Genomic DNA, 16,041 nt, shown 5'->3' on the forward strand with positions numbered 1-16,041 from the left:
ATCAGGAAGTGTTGGTTGATATTTATCGCTGTCATCGACCCCGGGCTTATTCACGCTCTGACCTTTTAATATATCTTGAAAATCAATTTGAAAATTGAATGCCTGTCTTGCTGCAATATGTCACCTGCTGAAACTTCTCGGCTGGCTTTCTGCCACACCCAGGTGTTTTACGGACAGCAAAAAAATAGACGTTCGCTTTGATTTTAATGACGCCGAAATCGCGTCTCTGGATTTCCAAGACGTCGTGACTCGCGGCCATCAAGCGTAGACTGTCCAATTTTTGTAACTGGCACTTCCCGCTTCACGGAAGCCATGTACTTGTATATCCATTTGCGGTGTGCATGAATTTCGCCAAGCAGGCTCGTATATCGCGCTTCAATTTCCTGAAGCAGTTGATCTACCTTCAGCCGCACGGAATTTTCCAGAGTTCCAGGTTTTTCCAGCGCTTCAAAAATGTCGTCGGCCAGCCGGTCGTAAAAATGCAGTTGATGCAGGCTGCCGCAAATTCGTTCCCACTCTTCCCGAAAAACGGCATCGAAAGTCAGACTCTCTATGAATCGCGCAGCGCTGGTCGTTTCATCCAGGTCGAAAGAACGTAATTCTTGCGCCAGCAACAGGGCGTCTGTATCTGAAATTTTCTGTGCCATGTTATCCGCTCCATCAATCCTGACAAAAACGTGACAATTCGCAAGGTGCACTGTCCGTTGACAAACTGAACATGCCTGCTCGGAATACCTGCGGCCTAGGATGGTTTTCCAGCGCCGATAGTGAGCGACGCAAAAAAATATTTCAATCAGGTAATCCTGAATTCATAGTAGGGATTTCCTTCAATCCTCGAGTCGTCCACGACGATGGATTAAACAAACACAGCCACGAACAGTAAATATTTTTGCCAACCTATCTCCATTGCAATTACGGATTCAAGGCTGATGTAAGGCATTCCTGACAATGCACTTCCTGGATCCCGCACAAATATCATGATCCCCTGATATTCCTGCCCTTGCACATTGCTTACTCTAGCGGCAAGTTCACCGATCAAAGGGCAGGTCTTGCACGACACCGTCCCGGCAGAAAACCGGCGTTAACGATCTAGCGCATATTCAAGGGGAAAACCATGCCGCATCCGCCAATAGAAAATACTCTGACATTCGCCTGGAATTCCGCCCATCGATATGGTTGCCGCGATGCGTAAGACCGCCTTTATTTCCGTCAAACATCTCGCTGAAAAAGAACTGCTGCGGTACGAGCTCCTGATGCAGATAGCGGATGAAAAGACCATATTCCGCTGGCTGCCGTCCGCTCCAGGGTTTGCCTCGGTGGCGCTGCTCGATCCGTCTGTCTTCAATCCGCGGGAGGCGCTGCCGTCCAACTGCATCCGCATCTGGGTCTCGGCTTCTCCCGATCACCATTCCGCCAAGGGGGACATGATATTGCCGGCCAACTTCCGCCTGCCGGACCTGATCAATGTATTGGACCGGGCGGCCTTGCGGATACTCGACATGAAGCCAGATAAAGTCGGCCCGGATAATAGCTCCGACCCGCTATTCCAAAGTACCTATCGCATCTCCAGGTGGATCAGCCTGGAGCATGATTTTTCAACGGTCAATTTTCAGAAAATCCTTGCGGTCATGACCAAGCAAGCCATCGACTGGCAGTGGCTCCTTGTATATGGCGGCTTGTCGGAACGCGATGCCTATCTGTTTCTTGACGAACTGAGGAGGAATGATGTGCTGGTCGAACTAAGCAAACTACCGGTCCCCCAGGAACTCGCACAGAAGCTTTACCCCGAGCAGAAGGAAAGCGGCGTCGGATTTTTTGTCAAGAAAATCACCCAGTGGCTGGGTCGGACCCGTTCCCAAGAGCTGGAGATAACCCGATAGTGTGCATACTCCGAATCGTTCTTCTGGGCCAATGGGCATCGGTAAAACGACGGCCATCCGCACGCTGTGCGGAGACCTGATGGTCGATTGCGATGTTCCCAACATGGACCCTGCATCGTCAGAAAAAATGAGCACGACCGTGGGCGCCGACTTCGGCGTCGTCGACCTGGATGGCGGCGAGCAGCTGCATATCTACGGCAGCCCGGGACAAGACCGTTTCGACTTCATGCGCGGCTGGCTGCTATCCATGGCCATCGGCGTCATCATCATGATCGACGCCAATGACGCGGATGCAATCCACACGGTGGAGCAATATGTGCGCACCATCTTTTCCGTTTCCGAAACCATGCCATGCATGTTGCTGTTGGCGCGCCCAGTCAGCATCGAGGAAAGCAACCGGTTTGCTTCGGAACTGACCAGCGCGCTGGGCATGGCGGTGCCGATGATCACCGCAGACGTACGGGACAAATCACAGATGCTCGATGCATTGGATATATTTTCATCGCTGCTGACAACAATATAAATACACATGAAAATCAAAACCAATCTCGCTTCCGCATCCATCGCAGCCCATCATGTATTCGACCAGATCGGCTTCTCCCAGAACGGCATCACCACCGTAGTCATGACCACGCTCGATGGGCAGGAAATCGCGATCTACGATCCCGCACAGAAATTCAGCGCGGTGCGCCTGTCTGCCATGACCAGTTCCCTGGTCGCCATCGCACGCTCGGTCGGTAAGGAAGTGAACTTCGATGGCTGCGATCGCCTGATGCTTGAAACCCCGGCAGGAAAAATCATTTTCCGGCCAGTCGGTAATCAACATCCCTACCTGCTGTGCGTCGTGGTCAATCGTGACGCCATCCTGGGCCACACGATATGGACGGTCGACAAGATCGTCAGCAATTTCATCCAGCAGCTAAACCTGGGTCAATGATCCCGTTTCATCCATCACCGAAGTTGGTCGGCCGGCGGTGATGTTTCTGTTCCATCCAACGCCACTATCCATATAAACAGGGGAAAAAAGCATGAGCAACATCAATGTCATCGTTGACACATTACTGAAAATCGACGGCGCGCTGGCAGCAGCAATCGTCGATAGCAACAGCGGGATGGTCCTGGGGTCCGGCGGTTCCGGCGTCGATCTGGAGCTGGCGGCCGCCGGCAATACAGAGGTGGTGCGCGCCAAGATGAAAACCATCAAAAGCCTTGGCCTGAATGACGTGATCGAAGATATCCTGATCACCCTCGGCAAGCAATACCATATCCTGCGACCGATAGAGAAGTACGAAGGCCTGTTCATTTACGTCGTCCTCGACAAAAACAGGTCCAACCTGGCGCTGGCGCGCCGCAAAGTACTGGAAGTAGAACAAGCGCTGGAGATATAACCATGCGTAACTGACGCGCCTGGCGCCGAACCTGAGACAGGCGGACAACAATCCGAGGTCGGGACGCAACAAAAACGTCCTCGCCTCAGATGAAACTGGCTCAATCGCCGATTTTATCGGTGGGGTAAAGAATCGAGTCCCGCAGCAGGTATCCCATCGGCATGTTCATGCTCTTGCCCCGCGGCGGAATCGGATTCATGAACCATTTGCTGTAGATCTTCCGGAAATCGCCGTCGTTCTGCATGTCCGCCATTTGCCGGTCAACCGATGCCTTGAATTCCGCATCGTCTTTGGTCAGCATGATAGCGTATGGTTCCACCGACAGCGCATCGCCGACGATCGCGAATTCTTCGGGGTGCGTCATGTTCGCGCGAAGGCCGTACAGGATAACGTCGTCCATCACGAACGCAGCGACCTGCCCCTTTTCCAGCATGCTGAACGATTCGGCGTGATCGTTCCCGTCAACCAGATTCAGGGCCAGTACTCTCACCTTGTTTCTGTCATTTAACAACTTGACAGTAGTGGTTCCTTTGGTTGTCACGACTTCTTTTCCGCGCAGATTTATCCAGTTCTTGATACCTGAATCCGTGCGCACCGCCATCCGCACGCCGGCAAAAAAATGCGGGACGGTAAACGCTACCTGCTTGCGGCGCTCAGCGTTATTGGTGGTTGTGCCGCATTCCAGGTCGGCCTGACCGCTTGTGATGGCCTTTATGCGGGTGGAAGGCGTCACAGCCAGATATGCCACTTTCAACTGCGGCAGTTTCAATTCCTGCCGTATGCCTTCGATAATTTTCGAGCACAGGTCGATGGTAAAGCCGATCGGTTTCTTGTCCGCATCAAGGTATGAGAACGGCGCCGTGGTTTCCCGATAGGCGACCGTGATAGTCTGGGTATCCCGGATTTTGGCCAAGGTGGCGCCGGCAATCGCCTCCGGCGAAAACAGCAAGGAACTTAGCAACATCGTTCCCAAAAAAGAACATCCCGCCCGCAGAAAACCATCAGTGTGCATTGAATCGCCTCGTTGTAAAAAAAGAAGGATGCGAGATTCCGGAAAACGCATCTGGCAGCCATCGCGCCGCACTCAGGATAATCCGAGCGTGGCTGGGGGTATATCGGGAGATCCTGATCTTGATGTAGGGACAAAAGCTTCGGTAGCCAGCGCCCAGGCTATCGCAACCCCGGTCGGTTTGACCCTGAAGAAGATTCCCTAGCCCTGTCGAGGGCCAGAGCACCGTAAGTAAAAAAAGCAACCAGCCCCGCGCCACATAACCCACTCAATAAAATCAGGTTCAGACTCCACGTCTCTCGGCCCGGGCGAAACGCGATAAGAACCGCCAGTGTTACTCCCATCAACATACCCAGGATGCTTCCCACCGCCAAATCGGTCATTCTCAGATGACTGTTTTGCGATCGTATGAATTGCCAAATATCTTTGAACCTGAACGTTTCCATATCATCCCCACGCGCCGATTTTCGTTTCTTCCTGCACCGCCCTTGCCTTACTCTTGCACCTTACTCAGACGCGCCGTTCTTCCGCACCAATATGAAATTCCAGGTCCTGGTACGAACTCACATCCACCCCCGCCAGCCTGGCACGCATGAAAGACGTACGGCGCAACATCGATTCGATTCGCTCCAACGCTTGCTGGTCGTCGGCAAGCGCTTGCAATTTGTAGATAGCGGTTAACCGCGCAATACATAATCGGTATAACTTGGATAGGCAATCGCAGACAGGATCGCAATGATGGCGATCGTGATCATCAATTCGTCAAGGTAAAACCTTTGCTTACCATGGCCATGCTGATCTTCTCTTCCAGGGTGATTTTTTTACAAGCAAGCGATATCCAAAACCTGCCGCCATGGTGTTTTTGTATTGGAAAACAAGGAACTTGATGACACAACCAAATCGCAATGCTGGACAGACGCAAGAATAGCAATTCTTTCACAAAGGAAATATCGTCATATCCTGAACTTGATGTAGGGATTCCCCTGCCTCTATAAACGGCACCTTGTCGCTGTATCAAGTAAAATCCAGGGCAGCAGCAGAGGTAAAATCTGTTGCAGAAATCACACGGGAAAAAGAAAACCATTGTTTGCCGGGAGCTGCGCGATAATGGCGGAAAAAATGGCGGTTCCGCGAATGCCGGCTCAAGACGCAAAAAGCGCAGCCGGCACTTCCATCCATGATGATTTGAGGGATTCATGATACGAGTATTGCTTGCCGACGATCACGCGATCATGCGTGAAGGGCTGAAACAATTGTTTGCCCTTGGCAAAGAGGTAGCGGTAGTCGAGGAAGCCGTCAACGGCGGACAAGTGCTCGATGCCTTGCAGGCGGGCGGCATCGACCTGATATTGCTGGACATGACCATGCCGGGCGTCAGCGGTGTCAACCTTATCCAGCGTATCCGAGCCCACGAATCCAATCCGCCGATCCTGGTGCTCAGCATGCACAATGAACTGCCGATCGCACGCCGGGCCTTGGCCGCCGGCGCCGCCGGCTACCTGACCAAGGACAACAAACCGGAAATACTGATGACCGCCATCCGCAAAGTAGTGGCGGGAGGACGCTTCATCGATCCTGAACTGGCAGAACAGATGGTGTTCGAATCGAGCAGTTCCGACCAGCGCCCACCGCATGAACTCTTGTCAGATCGAGAGTTCCACATCCTGCGGCTGCTGGTGCGCGGCAAAAGCGTCAACGAAGTTGCCGAAGAACTTTCGATCAGCAACAAGACAGTCAGCACCCACAAGGCTCGGCTGATGCAAAAAATGAACTTTCAGAACAACGCCGAGCTGGTGCGCTACGCGGTTACCTACAACCTTATCGAATGACCTCTGTCGCCGGCTGTCATTGGGTCGGCGCAGCATCGGCGACGGGAATCGACACCCGGATCGTGGTGCCGACGCCAGGCACGCTGAAAATGGCAGCCTCGCCGCCGAGCATGAGCGCGCGCTCCCGGATGCCGATCAGGCCGAACGACTTCTTCTTTTGCACGCTGGCGTCAAAACCCCTGCCATTGTCGCGCACCTCCAGCAGATAATGCTGCGTCTTTCTTTCCAGGCTGATTTCTACCTGGCTCGCTTGCGCATGGCGGCTGATATTGGTCAACGATTCCTGCGCGATGCGGAAAATGGTGGTCGCCCGCGCGTCATCCAGGACGATGTTTTCTTCACGCACATCGAGGCTGCACGGAATGCCGGTATTACTCCGAAACTCTTCGGCCAGCCACTCCAGCGCTGACACGATCCCCATGTTCAGCGCCGACGGACGCAGCGATGCGACGACATTGCGCACCACCTTGATCGTGCCGTCCACCAGCGTCACCATGCGTTCTATTTTTCCTTGCAGCGACGGATTATTCTCCCCGAACTCCAGCCCCACCACCGACACCCCCATGCGCAGCGCCGACAGATGCTGTCCCAGTTCATCGTGGATTTCACGCGTCAGGCGCTTGCGTTCTTCTTCCCGCGACGCTTCCAGTTCGTAGGCGCGTTGACGCGCGTGCTGTTCCTTGAGCCGCTGGCGCGCGAACAGCCTGCGGATCCGGTATCGATGCATCAAGTACAGCAGCATCAGTGACAACAAGCCGCAAACCACGTAGAAAGTCCTGGTTGACCACCACGGCGACAGAATCACAACCTCGACTTCTGCCGTCGGCGAATAAGCCCGCATGGCAGGATTGTCAGCTGCAACTTGGAAACGATAACGACCGGGAGGCAAGGCAGCATATCGCACCTCGGGGACGCTTGTTTTCGACCAGTCAGCTTCCAGGCCTTGCATCCTGTAACGAAAATTCAGGGTCTCGCGGTTCTGGTAAGACAATGCGGCCAGCTTGAAATTGAGCGGGCCCGAGCTCCACGGCAGGCGCACTGGCTGGTCGCGAGCAACGGTTGCGCCGTCGCGTGTGATGCTTTCCACCAGCACATCCAGCCGCAACGGCGCGAACAGCGATTCCGGCCGCAGGATATGGGAGGCGCCGCCGCTGGTCGCTACCCACATCGAGCCATCGCGGTCTTCATAAAAGGCGTTCAGGTCAGTGTCGTTCCATACCAGCCCGCTCTCCTGGTTGAAAAACCGCCATTGCTTGTGATTCCATACGCCGATTCCGGCGTCCGTAGATACCCACAGCCAGCCACGGCTGTCTTCGAGCAGCGCCCCCACCCACCGATCCCGCAGCAGCGACGGCGTAACCTCGCTGATGTCCACCGCCTCACCCTGGTCGACACCGCGCCAGACCTGCCCTGCGTCGCCGCCCAGCCACAGTATTTCGCTATGGGTGCAAGCCATGGCGCTAGGCTGGAAAACCTGCGCCGCCGGCTTGATTCGTGGCTTACGCCATTGCACGCCGTCAAAACGCAGCAGCCCCTTGTCGGTGACAAACCACAGCACCCCGGCTAGGCCCTGGCACCCCTGGGACGCGTTGATATCCCCAATGGAAGGAAACGCCGTTATTTTTACCGGAACCGGATTCGATTGCGGCTGCCTGATGCTGTAAATGCCGATCTCGGTAGCAATCCAGAGTTGTCCCGACTGGTCGAAAAACATGCTGTTGATCGGTGGCAGCTCAGCGACCTTGACGTCCGCTTCAGCGCCGCGCCCGCGGCGTACCAGGAGTCCTGAGAGCGAGCCGGCCCAGATATTGCCTTCGGCATCTTCAGCCGTGCTTCCCCACTGGTGGGAGGTACCGCCATAGGTTGTTGGGTTAACCGAAAAATACCCAGCCTGCTGCAATGTGGCGGCGCCAGAACGGGTGCCTACATGCAGCAAATCTTGCCGGTCGCGCAAGAACGACAGCACGACATTGCTGGGCAGGCCTTGCCTGGTAGTCCAGTTCTCCCAGTTCGGATAACCTATCCAATGCACCAGCCCATGCCCCGTCGATCCAAGCCAGACGCCGCCGTCGCGATCAAACAGGATGGCGTTGATGCCGCCGCCGACTATCAGTCCACTGGACTCGCCGAAGGATTCCCAGCGCTTGCCGTTCCAGCGCAGGATGCCTTCGTCTTGCCGGCTGAACATCCTGCCGGCAGCGTCTGTCGCCAGAAACGGAACTCCGTGCGCTTTCTGCTGCTGGCTCTGATCTGGCGAGCGGTCCTGGAAAAGGCCGCCCTCCGACGCCAGCACAAAAACCTTGTGTTCACCGCGTACCCAGAGCTGTCCTTGTCTATCATGCAGGATAGCGCGCCAATTTTCGCCGGCGGGCAAACCGCTGTTCCTGCCCAGGACCTGCAGCTTTCCCTGGTCGTAATGGCACAGCGCGCGCGCGCATCCCATCCACAAGTCTCCGCGCGCGCCGACATGGATGCTGAACAGGATCTGCATCTCCGGATAGGGCGACAACTGCCCTGCCTCGAAAAATTCGCGTGCCTGCCAGGACTGGCCGTGGTCCGTCGATTGCACCAGCCACAGCCGGTCTTTGCTGAGCATCAGCAGGCGATCTGGCCCGACAGTGGCAAAGGTCTGCCCTTGGTAGAAAGTGAATTGGACATTCTGGAATTGCAGCGGCACGAAACGCTGTCCTTGCCACAGGTACAAGCCGTCGTTGGTGCCGGCCCACAAGCGGCCGCTGCCGTCGACATGCAGCGCGGTAATGAAAGGAGCGGACAAACTGTCGCCTAAGCCAAAACGCTGAAACCGTGCCCCGTCGTAGCGAAACAGTCCATTTTGCGTGCCGATCCAGAGATAACCGCCCGGTTCCTGCGCCAGGGCCGTAACACTCATATTTGCCAAACCGTCCGACTGGCTGTAATAGCGCAAGGGCAACTGCTGGCCAAGCACCACCGGCGGCATGCAGATCAGCCACAATATGACGATCAGTTGACGACATCCGCGCCAGCTCTTCATTCAGGCTCCTATTGCCGTTTGAGGACATAAACGAGGCCATTCCAAGGATGCCTTATGGGCATGATAGGGTAAAAAAGCCTATGGAAGCATCAGATCGATACCCATCGCCATGGAAACCCCACACTCCACACTCAGAACTGCAATACCGCCCGCTGGAAAATACCGCTGCGTCTCAAAAAAAACTTTTCAGCTCGGCAATCGAAAAATCGCTGGTTTCATGCAGACTGATCAGAATGGATGCACCGACCCGCAGCCGGCCGTGGCGGATTTTACTGATGACAGGCGGCGCCACTTCAAGGCGACGCGAAAGTGCCGCGTCGTTTTTCAGTTCAAGCTTGGCCATCACGGCATCCAACATCTTGTTGGCGCTTATGATGTACTCATCCGTGTCGTCAGCATTCTTCATTGCGTACTTTCAGTTGTTACCATGTAATCGGGTGAGTTTTCAATAACGCAACTCTGGATTTATATTCCTTTGAGATAAATACTAATGAATCCGGAGGAAAGAAGGTATCAGGAAATCATGATTTGGAAGTGAGCACGCGAGAATCCTCTGTCCGGAATTCCTTACACCGCGCCAACTATCGAAGCCGTGAACGGCGACTGCTCGATACACAATCGCTCGGCCGCACGGGCAAAGTGTAATTCTTCAGCGACGGCGGCAAAGCAGCGCAGGTGGCGAAGTTCCATATATTCTCCGCCATCTCCGCTAGCGCGTACTTTGCTATCTGATCGCTACCGCTTTGGATTCCTGGGGTTGCCAACCTCCGCCAAGTGCCTTGAATGCCGCGACCGCCGCGCGGGCGGATTCGGTTTGCGCTTGCGCTCGCATATCGGAGGCACGTAGCAGATTCTCGTCGGCTTGCAGGACTTCGATTAGGCTGACGACCCCTTTCTGGTATGCCGCAAACGAAGCTCCTCTCGCTCGACTGAGCGAATCCACACCCTGACCGAGTATGTCGGCCTGATCAGTTGGATCCCTTCATTAAGAGCTACGATTCTGGCAATCGGCAGTCGAAATTTTCCTTTTCGCGCCTCAGTGGCAACGCGCTCAAGAATGTCAGGCCTTGGTGTACCCACAATCGGCTTCAGTTTACGGTTAAAGATAGAACGAATAAACTTACCCGGGGTTGGATTAAGGTCCAGGAATACACCGTCCTTTTGCAGCAGACGTAGTCCCATCGCTGTAGTCATTGTAGCGGCCGTATCGTAGACCACGTCGAAACGCTCAGCGAGCGTCCCCAAATCCGTAGTCCGATAGTCATAGACCGCTTGAACGCCGAGGGAGCGTGCCCGTTCCATCGATCCCGCGCTGCAACTGCCCTCAACCGAGGCCCCGAGTATGCGCGCTATCTGCACGGCCGCTTCGCCAACTGCACCAGCGCAACCATTGACGAAGACGAGCTGGCCGGCCTTCAGTTTCGCCTTGTCAACCAAGCCGTTCCATGCCGTGACTCCCGGGGTCCCCATGCAAGCCGCGTCCTCGAAAGAAATTTCGTCTGGCTTCTTTGCCAGGAAGGTTTCTTTGGTCACCACAGCCTGGCCCAGGGCGCCGCTCTCCTTGAAACGGGCCAGACCGAACACCGCGTCTCCCGGACGAAAACGCGTTACGTCTGGACCGATCGCGGTCACCACCCCCGAAAAATCCATACCCATCGCGCGGGGAAAGGCATTTCCGGTAACGATCTTCATCATGCCGTTGCGCAGCTTCCAGTCGATTGGGTTGATGGCTGCAAATTTGACTTTTACTGTCACCTCGCCTTTACCCGGCGCGGCCAACTCGAAGTCATCGAGCTGCATAAGCTCTGGGCCGCCGTATTGGTGATATTGGATGCGTTTCATAGCGGGCCGTTTCCCTTTGGTTCAACGAAGCATAAGCGCTTGGTATGCTGAGCTGAGCCCTTAGCGTTAGTAATCATGTTGGTCCTCTTCCCTTGTGTCGGTTGTGTCAGAAGACTTAGTGTAATTCGCCATGGTGACAGATTCTGTCACCATTGATCAGTCGCCTCTGTCTCCGCACAGGGCAAGGTCGTCAAGCCCCATTCATGCGCTCAAACAAGGCTTCGCCCATCTTGCGCGCGCCCACAGACAAGCCGACCAGCACTTCGTCCTGATCGTTTTCTAACTGGATAAGGGCGTCGATAGCGAACTCGTCGGCGGACATCATCTGCTGTCCGGCGGCGCCTCCGCTCCTGGTTCCGCCGCCCAGTCCAGTGTCAACGATGGGCGGCGCCATTTCCACAACCCGGACGCCCGTCGCTTTGAGCTGGTGACGCAGGGTGAGCGTGAAGGAGTGCATAGCTGCTTTGGTCGCGCAGTAGACGGGAACATCGGCCATTGGCGCGAATGCCAGGGCAGAGGTGACGTTAATGATCGCAGCCTGGGATTGTCGCTTCAGCAATGGCAATAACTCGCCGATGAGCCGCACCGGCGCGGTGAAATTGGTAGCGACCTCTTGCTCGAGGTACTCCAACGCGTTCATATCCGTGAATAACCGGCGGTATTGCACGCCCGCGTTGTTGATGACCATGGCGAGTCCGGGATGTTCGGTGTTCAGCCAGTTCACCATGGACTGGCGGCTTGCTTGATCAGTGATATCGCAGACGCGGGTGACTACGTGTGGCAGCTGGGCTTGCGCTTTCAGCAGCGCTTCCTCGCTGCGCCCACAGACGATGACACGATTGCCGCGCTCGGAAAGTTGCCTTGCCAGTGCCAAGCCGATGCCGGCACCGCCGCCCGTAATAAGAATGGTGCTTGTCGTCAGGTTCATGCGACGTCCCTTCTTGATGGAAAAATGAGAAGGTGTGCCGACGAAAGACTAAGGGAATCCAGCGGGCACACCTAAACGACCGGCAAGCCGGCGCAGGTGTCGCGGATACCCTGTAAGGGGAAAGCTGCCGCCCTGTTGGACGGCGACCGGGCTACCATCTGGTCTGCGCTCTTTCGACAGTGGCTTTATAGCGTAAACGCCTCCCATTGACAATGCCCCACACCGGCGGCCGGGCAGACAGCTGCCCGTTGACGCGGCGCGGTTTTTGCGTTTAGTCGACGATTGGATCCATGCTTTTCGGCAGTTGTTCAATCAGGGCGTCCACTGCCAGCCGCAAGCGCAACGGCATGTGAGCCACGCTAGGCCAGAGCGCGTAACAGTCCACCGTGCCGCCGGGCTGGTCGTCCAGCACGCTGACCAGCTGCCCCGTGCGCAGGCGCTCCCGGACTAGCCATTCGGGCAGCCAGGCGAGGCCCAGGCCAGCCGTGGCTGCGTCCGCAATGGCCTCCAGATCATCTAGTTGCAGGCGGGAGTTCAGCGGCGTGTTCACAATGCGGCCGGTTGCATCGGGCAACTGCCAGACGTTGACGCGGTCGGCACGCCGGTAAAGCAGGATGCTGTGTGCGGCCAGCTCGGTCGTGCTCAGCGGGCGTCCATGTGCAGCCAGGTAAGCCGGCGAGGCGCACACCCGCTTGCGCTGCACCCCCAGCTTGCGCGCCCGCAGGCCTTCGCTCTCGGTCCCCAGTAAGCCGCTGCGGATGGCGAGATCAAAACCTTCAGCCAGCACGTCCACAGTACGGTCGCTGAAACTCAAATGCAGGTCAAGCGATGGATGCTGCTGCGCCAGATTCAACAAGATGGGTGCGATGCAGTGGCGACCGAACAGCACGGGCATGGAAACGCGTAGCCGCCCCGTCATTTCGTGCCGGCCGGACGCCATCTGCGCCTCCGCCGCTTGCAGCTCTGCCTGCGCTCGAGCGCAGTGCTCGTAGTAGATCTGGCCATCGTCGGTCAGACTCTGTACCCGCGTCGTGCGATGGAACAGCCGGGTAGCCAAACGCGCCTCCAGTCGGGCCATCGCCTTGCCTACCGCCGAGCGCGTCAGGCCCAGGTGCTCCGCCGCGCTTGTGAAGCCGCCCAAGCGTACTACCTCCAGAAACACAGTGACCCCATCGAAACGTTCCTGCCGCTCGGGAGCCGCGCTCATCAAAGCTATTGGGGAATCCAGTTCCTTCGTCATTGGAATATCTTTCTACATTGGATCGTATTTTTCCACTTTATCATACGTTTACTTGCTGCAGCGGGAACCCAGGGCGACAAACCAAAAATTTTGAACGGGAAAACTACATGCTGATTGCAATTGTTTACGACAGCGGCTGGGGCCATACCGCCAGGCAGGCGCAAAGCGTAGCCGAGGGCGTGCGCCGGGTGGCAGACGCCGAGGCACGACTGATTCCCGTGGCGGAAGGCGCTATCCCCTGGGAAGTACTTGAGGCCAGCGATGCCATCGTCTTCGGTTCGCCGACGTACAACGGTGCTCCCAGTGCACGCTTCAAGCAGTTTTGCGAAGACTCGACCAAGCCGGCCTGGAGCGAGATGAAATGGCGCGACAAGGTGGCCGCCGGTTTCACCAATTCGGGCGCGCAAAACGGCGACAAGCTGCATTCGCTGATCTCGATGGCGCTGTTTGCGGCCCAGCACGGCATGTTGTGGGTCGGACTCGATCTGATGCCCGGCAACGACAGCAGCCGTGGCAGCGTGCACGACCTCAATCGCCTGGGCAGCTGGTTGGGCGCGATGGCGCAATCCAACGGCGACCAGGGACCGGATGACACCCCCATCAAGAGCGACCTCGACACCGCTGCCTACCTTGGGCAGCGCGCGGCGGAGACGGTGCGCCGACTTCAAGCCGTTTGACCCATTTTTTGACCAAGGAGCCTCATATGAAACTGCTTTGCCTCGACATCCCACAGCCAGGCGCCAGCCTGGAAAAATACCAACCACATATGCTGGACGAACTCCGTCATACCTGGCAGCTCTACAAGGACGGTATCGTGCGCGACATCTATTTTCGCCAGGATCGCCCCGGCGTCGTCATCATCGCCGAGTGCGAATCGGTTGAAGCCGCGAGACAAGTCTTAGGCGAATTTCCGCTGGCCAAGGCCGGGCTCATTGGCTGGGACGTCATCCCGCTTGGCGCGTTCCACTGGGAAGCGCTCTTTGCGCCTGGCAATGCCTGAAATTTCCAGGCCACAGTGAGCACCCCTCCAAAACAGGAACCTACGATCATGACCAAGCAAGCTTCCAAACTTAAGCCCGTCCTCTTCGTCGTCACCAGCAACGCGGTGAAGGGAGCAACGGGTATCCCCACCGGTTTTAACCTGGCCGAAGTCACCCACCCGCTGGAAAAATTACAAGCAGCAGGTCTCCAGGTGGAATACGCCTCGCCCTTGGGCGGCGCTGCGCCGCTGGATGGGCTGGAAGACATGAACGATCCGGTCATTGCCCGCTATTGGGCCGATGCCGATTTCCGTCATGCCATCGCGCATACGCTGTGCCTGGATGATGTCGATCCTTCGCGCTATTCGGCGATCTTCTTTGCGGGCGGTCACGGCACGATGTGGGACTTCCCCGACAGCGTCGCCGCGCAAAAAGCCATTCGCGAAATCGATGCGGCGGGCGGTATCGTCTCGGCGGTGTGCCATGGCCCGGCGGCCCTGGTCAACGCGCGCCGTGCCGATGGCAGCCTGCTGGTGGCAAATAAACGAGTGGCAGCCTTTACCGACGGCGAGGAAGAGGAAGTGCAATCCACGCACGTTGTGCCTTTTCTGCTAGCGTCCACGCTCAACGAACGCGGCGCACACCACCAGAACGCCGCCAATTGGGCCGACAACGTAGTCATCGATGGTCGCCTCATCACCGGACAGAATCCGCAGTCCGCTGCGAGCTTGGGCGAAGCGTTGCGCGATGCCTTATTGGCGTGATCAGCCACTGACACGAGAAAGAGAACATCGTGAAATTGATCTGTGTCGAAGAGCACGTACTCGATCCCGCCATCGGAGCGGCCACGCAGAGCTTGGTCCGTGCCGAGGCCCCTTATCTACCCGACTGGGGCAGCCGCGTGATCGACGGCAGGCATGTGACCGATCCCAGTCGTCCGCATGTTATCGCGCCCAGCGAGTCCGCCCGCAAAGCTCTGGAAATGGGTGAACCGCGCCTGGCCGAGATGGACGCGGCAAGCATCGACATGCAGGTACTCTCTTATGGCGGCTTTCCTCAGTTGCTGCCTGCGGCGCAGGCCATCGACCTGAATCGTGCCGCCAACGACAAACTGGCGCTGGCAGCACAGGCACATCCCGCGCGCTTCGCCGGCTTCGCCACGCTGCCCTGGCAAGCGCCCGAGGCAGCCGCGCGCGAACTGGAGCGGGCGGTGAAACAGTTGGGCCTCAAAGGCGCACTCATCAATGGCCGTCCCGGCGACACCTTCCTGGACGATCCGCGCTACGCGCCCATCCTCGCCGCTTTCGACGAACTGAAAGTCCCGCTGTACGTCCACCCCGGTCTGCCGTTGCCCGCCGTCCAAGCGCCGTACTATGGCGGTTTCGAGCGCGAACTCAGCGCCCGGCTTGCCATGTTTGCCTGGGGCTGGCACAACGAAGCGGGCATTCAGGTGGTACGCATGCTGCTCGCGGGCGTGTTCGACCGCTATCCGGGACTGCAGCTCATCAGTGGCCATTGGGGCGAGATGCTGCCTTTCTTCCTGCAAAGACTGGAAGACTCCATTCCGCAAGAAGCCTCCGGCCTCCAGCGTCCGATCGTGCAGACCTATCGCGAGCATGTGTACGTATCGCCCAGCGGCATGCTCACGTTGCCGCACTTCCAGTTCATCCATGCGCTGATGGGAGCGGAGCGCATTCTGTACTCCATCGACTACCCTTACCAGAGCCTGGACGGCGCAAGAGCCTTCATTGAGCGCCTTCCTGTCAGCGAAACCGACAAGGCCCTCATCGCCCACGGCAACGCCGAACGGCTGTTGCTTTTGTGAACTGACCCACTTAGCTGGAAAGCCGCCGCTCGACAACGACCGCAGGTGGCCGAATACAACCCGTCGCGGCTAACGGCATGTTATAACGACAGGCCCCTGCCGGGCTT

At 57.0% G+C, this 16,041-nt stretch carries 18 protein-coding genes and 3 pseudogenes; 9 read left to right on the plus strand and 12 right to left on the minus strand.

The window, feature by feature from the left end:
• Positions 1-203: 203 nt before the first annotated feature.
• Positions 204-647, minus strand: a complete 444-nt coding sequence (locus CPter91_RS26495) for a hypothetical protein (protein WP_150119687.1) — start codon at positions 645-647, stop codon at positions 204-206.
• 209 nt (positions 648-856) lie between these two features.
• Positions 857-1,039 (minus strand): hypothetical protein, encoded by a 183-nt coding sequence (locus tag CPter91_RS26500; protein WP_150119688.1) that lies wholly within the window; start codon positions 1,037-1,039, stop codon positions 857-859.
• A 145-nt stretch (positions 1,040-1,184) separates the two neighbouring features.
• Between CPter91_RS26500 and CPter91_RS13310 the strand changes: the two genes are divergently transcribed.
• The 4 genes from CPter91_RS13310 (at position 1,185) to CPter91_RS13325 (ending at position 3,268) form a co-directional block, all read left to right on the plus strand.
• A complete protein-coding gene (locus CPter91_RS13310; protein WP_150119689.1) occupies positions 1,185-1,880 on the plus strand; it encodes a hypothetical protein in 696 nt (231 codons plus the stop codon).
• A gap of 127 nt (positions 1,881-2,007) precedes the next feature.
• A complete protein-coding gene (locus CPter91_RS13315; RefSeq protein ID WP_236905808.1) occupies positions 2,008-2,403 on the plus strand; it encodes a GTPase in 396 nt (131 codons plus the stop codon).
• Between the two features lie 6 nt (positions 2,404-2,409).
• Positions 2,410-2,817: a roadblock/LC7 domain-containing protein gene (locus tag CPter91_RS13320; RefSeq protein WP_061941088.1), complete on the plus strand. Its 408-nt coding sequence runs from the start codon at positions 2,410-2,412 to the stop codon at positions 2,815-2,817.
• A 91-nt stretch (positions 2,818-2,908) separates the two neighbouring features.
• A complete protein-coding gene (locus CPter91_RS13325; RefSeq protein ID WP_061941090.1) occupies positions 2,909-3,268 on the plus strand; it encodes a hypothetical protein in 360 nt (119 codons plus the stop codon).
• A gap of 100 nt (positions 3,269-3,368) precedes the next feature.
• On the opposite strand, the gene CPter91_RS13330 is transcribed toward CPter91_RS13325, so the two are convergent.
• The 3 genes and pseudogenes from CPter91_RS13330 to CPter91_RS26960 all read right to left on the minus strand — a co-directional run bounded on the left by CPter91_RS13330 (position 3,369) and on the right by CPter91_RS26960 (position 5,475).
• A complete protein-coding gene (locus tag CPter91_RS13330) occupies positions 3,369-4,280 on the minus strand; it encodes an amino acid ABC transporter substrate-binding protein (protein WP_061941092.1) in 912 nt (303 codons plus the stop codon).
• A 680-nt stretch (positions 4,281-4,960) separates the two neighbouring features.
• Positions 4,961-5,035 (minus strand): annotated as a pseudogene (locus CPter91_RS26505) (hypothetical protein); the annotation flags it as partial.
• Positions 5,032-5,475, minus strand: coding sequence for a hypothetical protein (locus CPter91_RS26960; RefSeq protein ID WP_167595168.1), 444 nt, complete (start codon positions 5,473-5,475; stop codon positions 5,032-5,034). The pseudogene CPter91_RS26505 and the gene CPter91_RS26960, both read right to left, overlap by 4 nt.
• Between CPter91_RS26960 and CPter91_RS13340 the strand changes: the two genes are divergently transcribed.
• Complete coding sequence (locus CPter91_RS13340; RefSeq protein WP_061941095.1) at positions 5,474-6,106, plus strand: response regulator; 633 nt, start codon at positions 5,474-5,476, stop codon at positions 6,104-6,106. The genes CPter91_RS26960 and CPter91_RS13340 overlap by 2 nt on opposite strands.
• A gap of 16 nt (positions 6,107-6,122) precedes the next feature.
• Here CPter91_RS13340 and CPter91_RS13345 read toward each other — a convergent pair whose 3' ends face one another.
• The 7 genes and pseudogenes from CPter91_RS13345 to CPter91_RS13365 all read right to left on the minus strand — a co-directional run bounded on the left by CPter91_RS13345 (position 6,123) and on the right by CPter91_RS13365 (position 13,129).
• Positions 6,123-9,119, minus strand: a complete 2,997-nt coding sequence (locus CPter91_RS13345; protein WP_061941097.1) for a sensor histidine kinase — start codon at positions 9,117-9,119, stop codon at positions 6,123-6,125.
• Positions 9,120-9,291: 172 nt separating this feature from the next.
• A complete protein-coding gene (locus tag CPter91_RS13350; protein WP_061941098.1) occupies positions 9,292-9,525 on the minus strand; it encodes a hypothetical protein in 234 nt (77 codons plus the stop codon).
• 176 nt (positions 9,526-9,701) lie between these two features.
• A pseudogene (locus CPter91_RS25710) lies at positions 9,702-9,809 on the minus strand (LysR family transcriptional regulator); the annotation flags it as partial.
• Between the two features lie 34 nt (positions 9,810-9,843).
• Positions 9,844-10,089, minus strand: a pseudogene (locus tag CPter91_RS27345) (TolC family protein); the annotation flags it as partial.
• On the minus strand, positions 9,996-10,961 hold the full coding sequence (locus CPter91_RS13355; protein ID WP_082792823.1) for an NAD(P)-dependent alcohol dehydrogenase: 966 nt from the start codon (positions 10,959-10,961) through the stop codon (positions 9,996-9,998). The gene CPter91_RS13355 and the pseudogene CPter91_RS27345, both read right to left, overlap by 94 nt.
• A gap of 190 nt (positions 10,962-11,151) precedes the next feature.
• Complete coding sequence (locus CPter91_RS13360; protein WP_061941100.1) at positions 11,152-11,889, minus strand: SDR family oxidoreductase; 738 nt, start codon at positions 11,887-11,889, stop codon at positions 11,152-11,154.
• A 271-nt stretch (positions 11,890-12,160) separates the two neighbouring features.
• Positions 12,161-13,129 (minus strand): LysR family transcriptional regulator, encoded by a 969-nt coding sequence (locus CPter91_RS13365; protein WP_205631603.1) that lies wholly within the window; start codon positions 13,127-13,129, stop codon positions 12,161-12,163.
• A gap of 107 nt (positions 13,130-13,236) precedes the next feature.
• Here CPter91_RS13365 and CPter91_RS13370 point away from each other — a divergent pair, with 107 nt between their 5' ends.
• Genes CPter91_RS13370 through CPter91_RS13385 form a run of 4 tightly spaced genes read left to right on the plus strand, consistent with a single transcriptional unit; the run spans position 13,237 to position 15,934 of the window.
• Positions 13,237-13,806, plus strand: a complete 570-nt coding sequence (locus CPter91_RS13370) for a flavodoxin family protein (protein ID WP_061941103.1) — start codon at positions 13,237-13,239, stop codon at positions 13,804-13,806.
• Between the two features lie 26 nt (positions 13,807-13,832).
• Complete coding sequence (locus tag CPter91_RS13375; protein WP_061941105.1) at positions 13,833-14,129, plus strand: YciI family protein; 297 nt, start codon at positions 13,833-13,835, stop codon at positions 14,127-14,129.
• Positions 14,130-14,177: 48 nt separating this feature from the next.
• Positions 14,178-14,873: a type 1 glutamine amidotransferase domain-containing protein gene (locus CPter91_RS13380; RefSeq protein WP_061941106.1), complete on the plus strand. Its 696-nt coding sequence runs from the start codon at positions 14,178-14,180 to the stop codon at positions 14,871-14,873.
• Between the two features lie 29 nt (positions 14,874-14,902).
• Positions 14,903-15,934 carry an amidohydrolase family protein gene (locus CPter91_RS13385; RefSeq protein WP_061941108.1) on the plus strand — a complete coding sequence of 344 codons (1,032 nt, stop codon included), beginning with the start codon at positions 14,903-14,905 and terminating at the stop codon, positions 15,932-15,934.
• Positions 15,935-16,041: the final 107 nt, after the last annotated feature.

The organism is Collimonas pratensis (assembly GCF_001584185.1).
In the GTDB taxonomy this organism is placed as follows: domain Bacteria; phylum Pseudomonadota; class Gammaproteobacteria; order Burkholderiales; family Burkholderiaceae_D; genus Collimonas; species Collimonas pratensis.

Excerpts from the sequence above, each read along its gene's own strand:
- CPter91_RS26495 (WP_150119687.1), bottom strand. The coding sequence starts at position 647 with ATGGCACAGAAAATTTCAGATACAGACGCCCTGTTGCTGGCGCAAGAA.
- CPter91_RS13310 (WP_150119689.1), top strand. The coding sequence starts at position 1,185 with ATGCGTAAGACCGCCTTTATTTCCGTCAAACATCTCGCTGAAAAAGAA.
- CPter91_RS13315 (WP_236905808.1), top strand. The coding sequence starts at position 2,008 with ATGAGCACGACCGTGGGCGCCGACTTCGGCGTCGTCGACCTGGATGGC.
- CPter91_RS13320 (WP_061941088.1), top strand. The coding sequence starts at position 2,410 with ATGAAAATCAAAACCAATCTCGCTTCCGCATCCATCGCAGCCCATCAT.
- CPter91_RS13325 (WP_061941090.1), top strand. The coding sequence starts at position 2,909 with ATGAGCAACATCAATGTCATCGTTGACACATTACTGAAAATCGACGGC.
- CPter91_RS13330 (WP_061941092.1), bottom strand. The coding sequence starts at position 4,280 with ATGCACACTGATGGTTTTCTGCGGGCGGGATGTTCTTTTTTGGGAACG.
- CPter91_RS13340 (WP_061941095.1), top strand. The coding sequence starts at position 5,474 with ATGATACGAGTATTGCTTGCCGACGATCACGCGATCATGCGTGAAGGG.
- CPter91_RS26960 (WP_167595168.1), bottom strand. The coding sequence starts at position 5,475 with ATGAATCCCTCAAATCATCATGGATGGAAGTGCCGGCTGCGCTTTTTG.
- CPter91_RS13345 (WP_061941097.1), bottom strand. The coding sequence starts at position 9,119 with ATGAAGAGCTGGCGCGGATGTCGTCAACTGATCGTCATATTGTGGCTG.
- CPter91_RS13350 (WP_061941098.1), bottom strand. The coding sequence starts at position 9,525 with ATGAAGAATGCTGACGACACGGATGAGTACATCATAAGCGCCAACAAG.
- CPter91_RS13355 (WP_082792823.1), bottom strand. The coding sequence starts at position 10,961 with ATGAAACGCATCCAATATCACCAATACGGCGGCCCAGAGCTTATGCAG.
- CPter91_RS13360 (WP_061941100.1), bottom strand. The coding sequence starts at position 11,889 with ATGAACCTGACGACAAGCACCATTCTTATTACGGGCGGCGGTGCCGGC.
- CPter91_RS13365 (WP_205631603.1), bottom strand. The coding sequence starts at position 13,129 with ATGACGAAGGAACTGGATTCCCCAATAGCTTTGATGAGCGCGGCTCCC.
- CPter91_RS13370 (WP_061941103.1), top strand. The coding sequence starts at position 13,237 with ATGCTGATTGCAATTGTTTACGACAGCGGCTGGGGCCATACCGCCAGG.
- CPter91_RS13375 (WP_061941105.1), top strand. The coding sequence starts at position 13,833 with ATGAAACTGCTTTGCCTCGACATCCCACAGCCAGGCGCCAGCCTGGAA.
- CPter91_RS13380 (WP_061941106.1), top strand. The coding sequence starts at position 14,178 with ATGACCAAGCAAGCTTCCAAACTTAAGCCCGTCCTCTTCGTCGTCACC.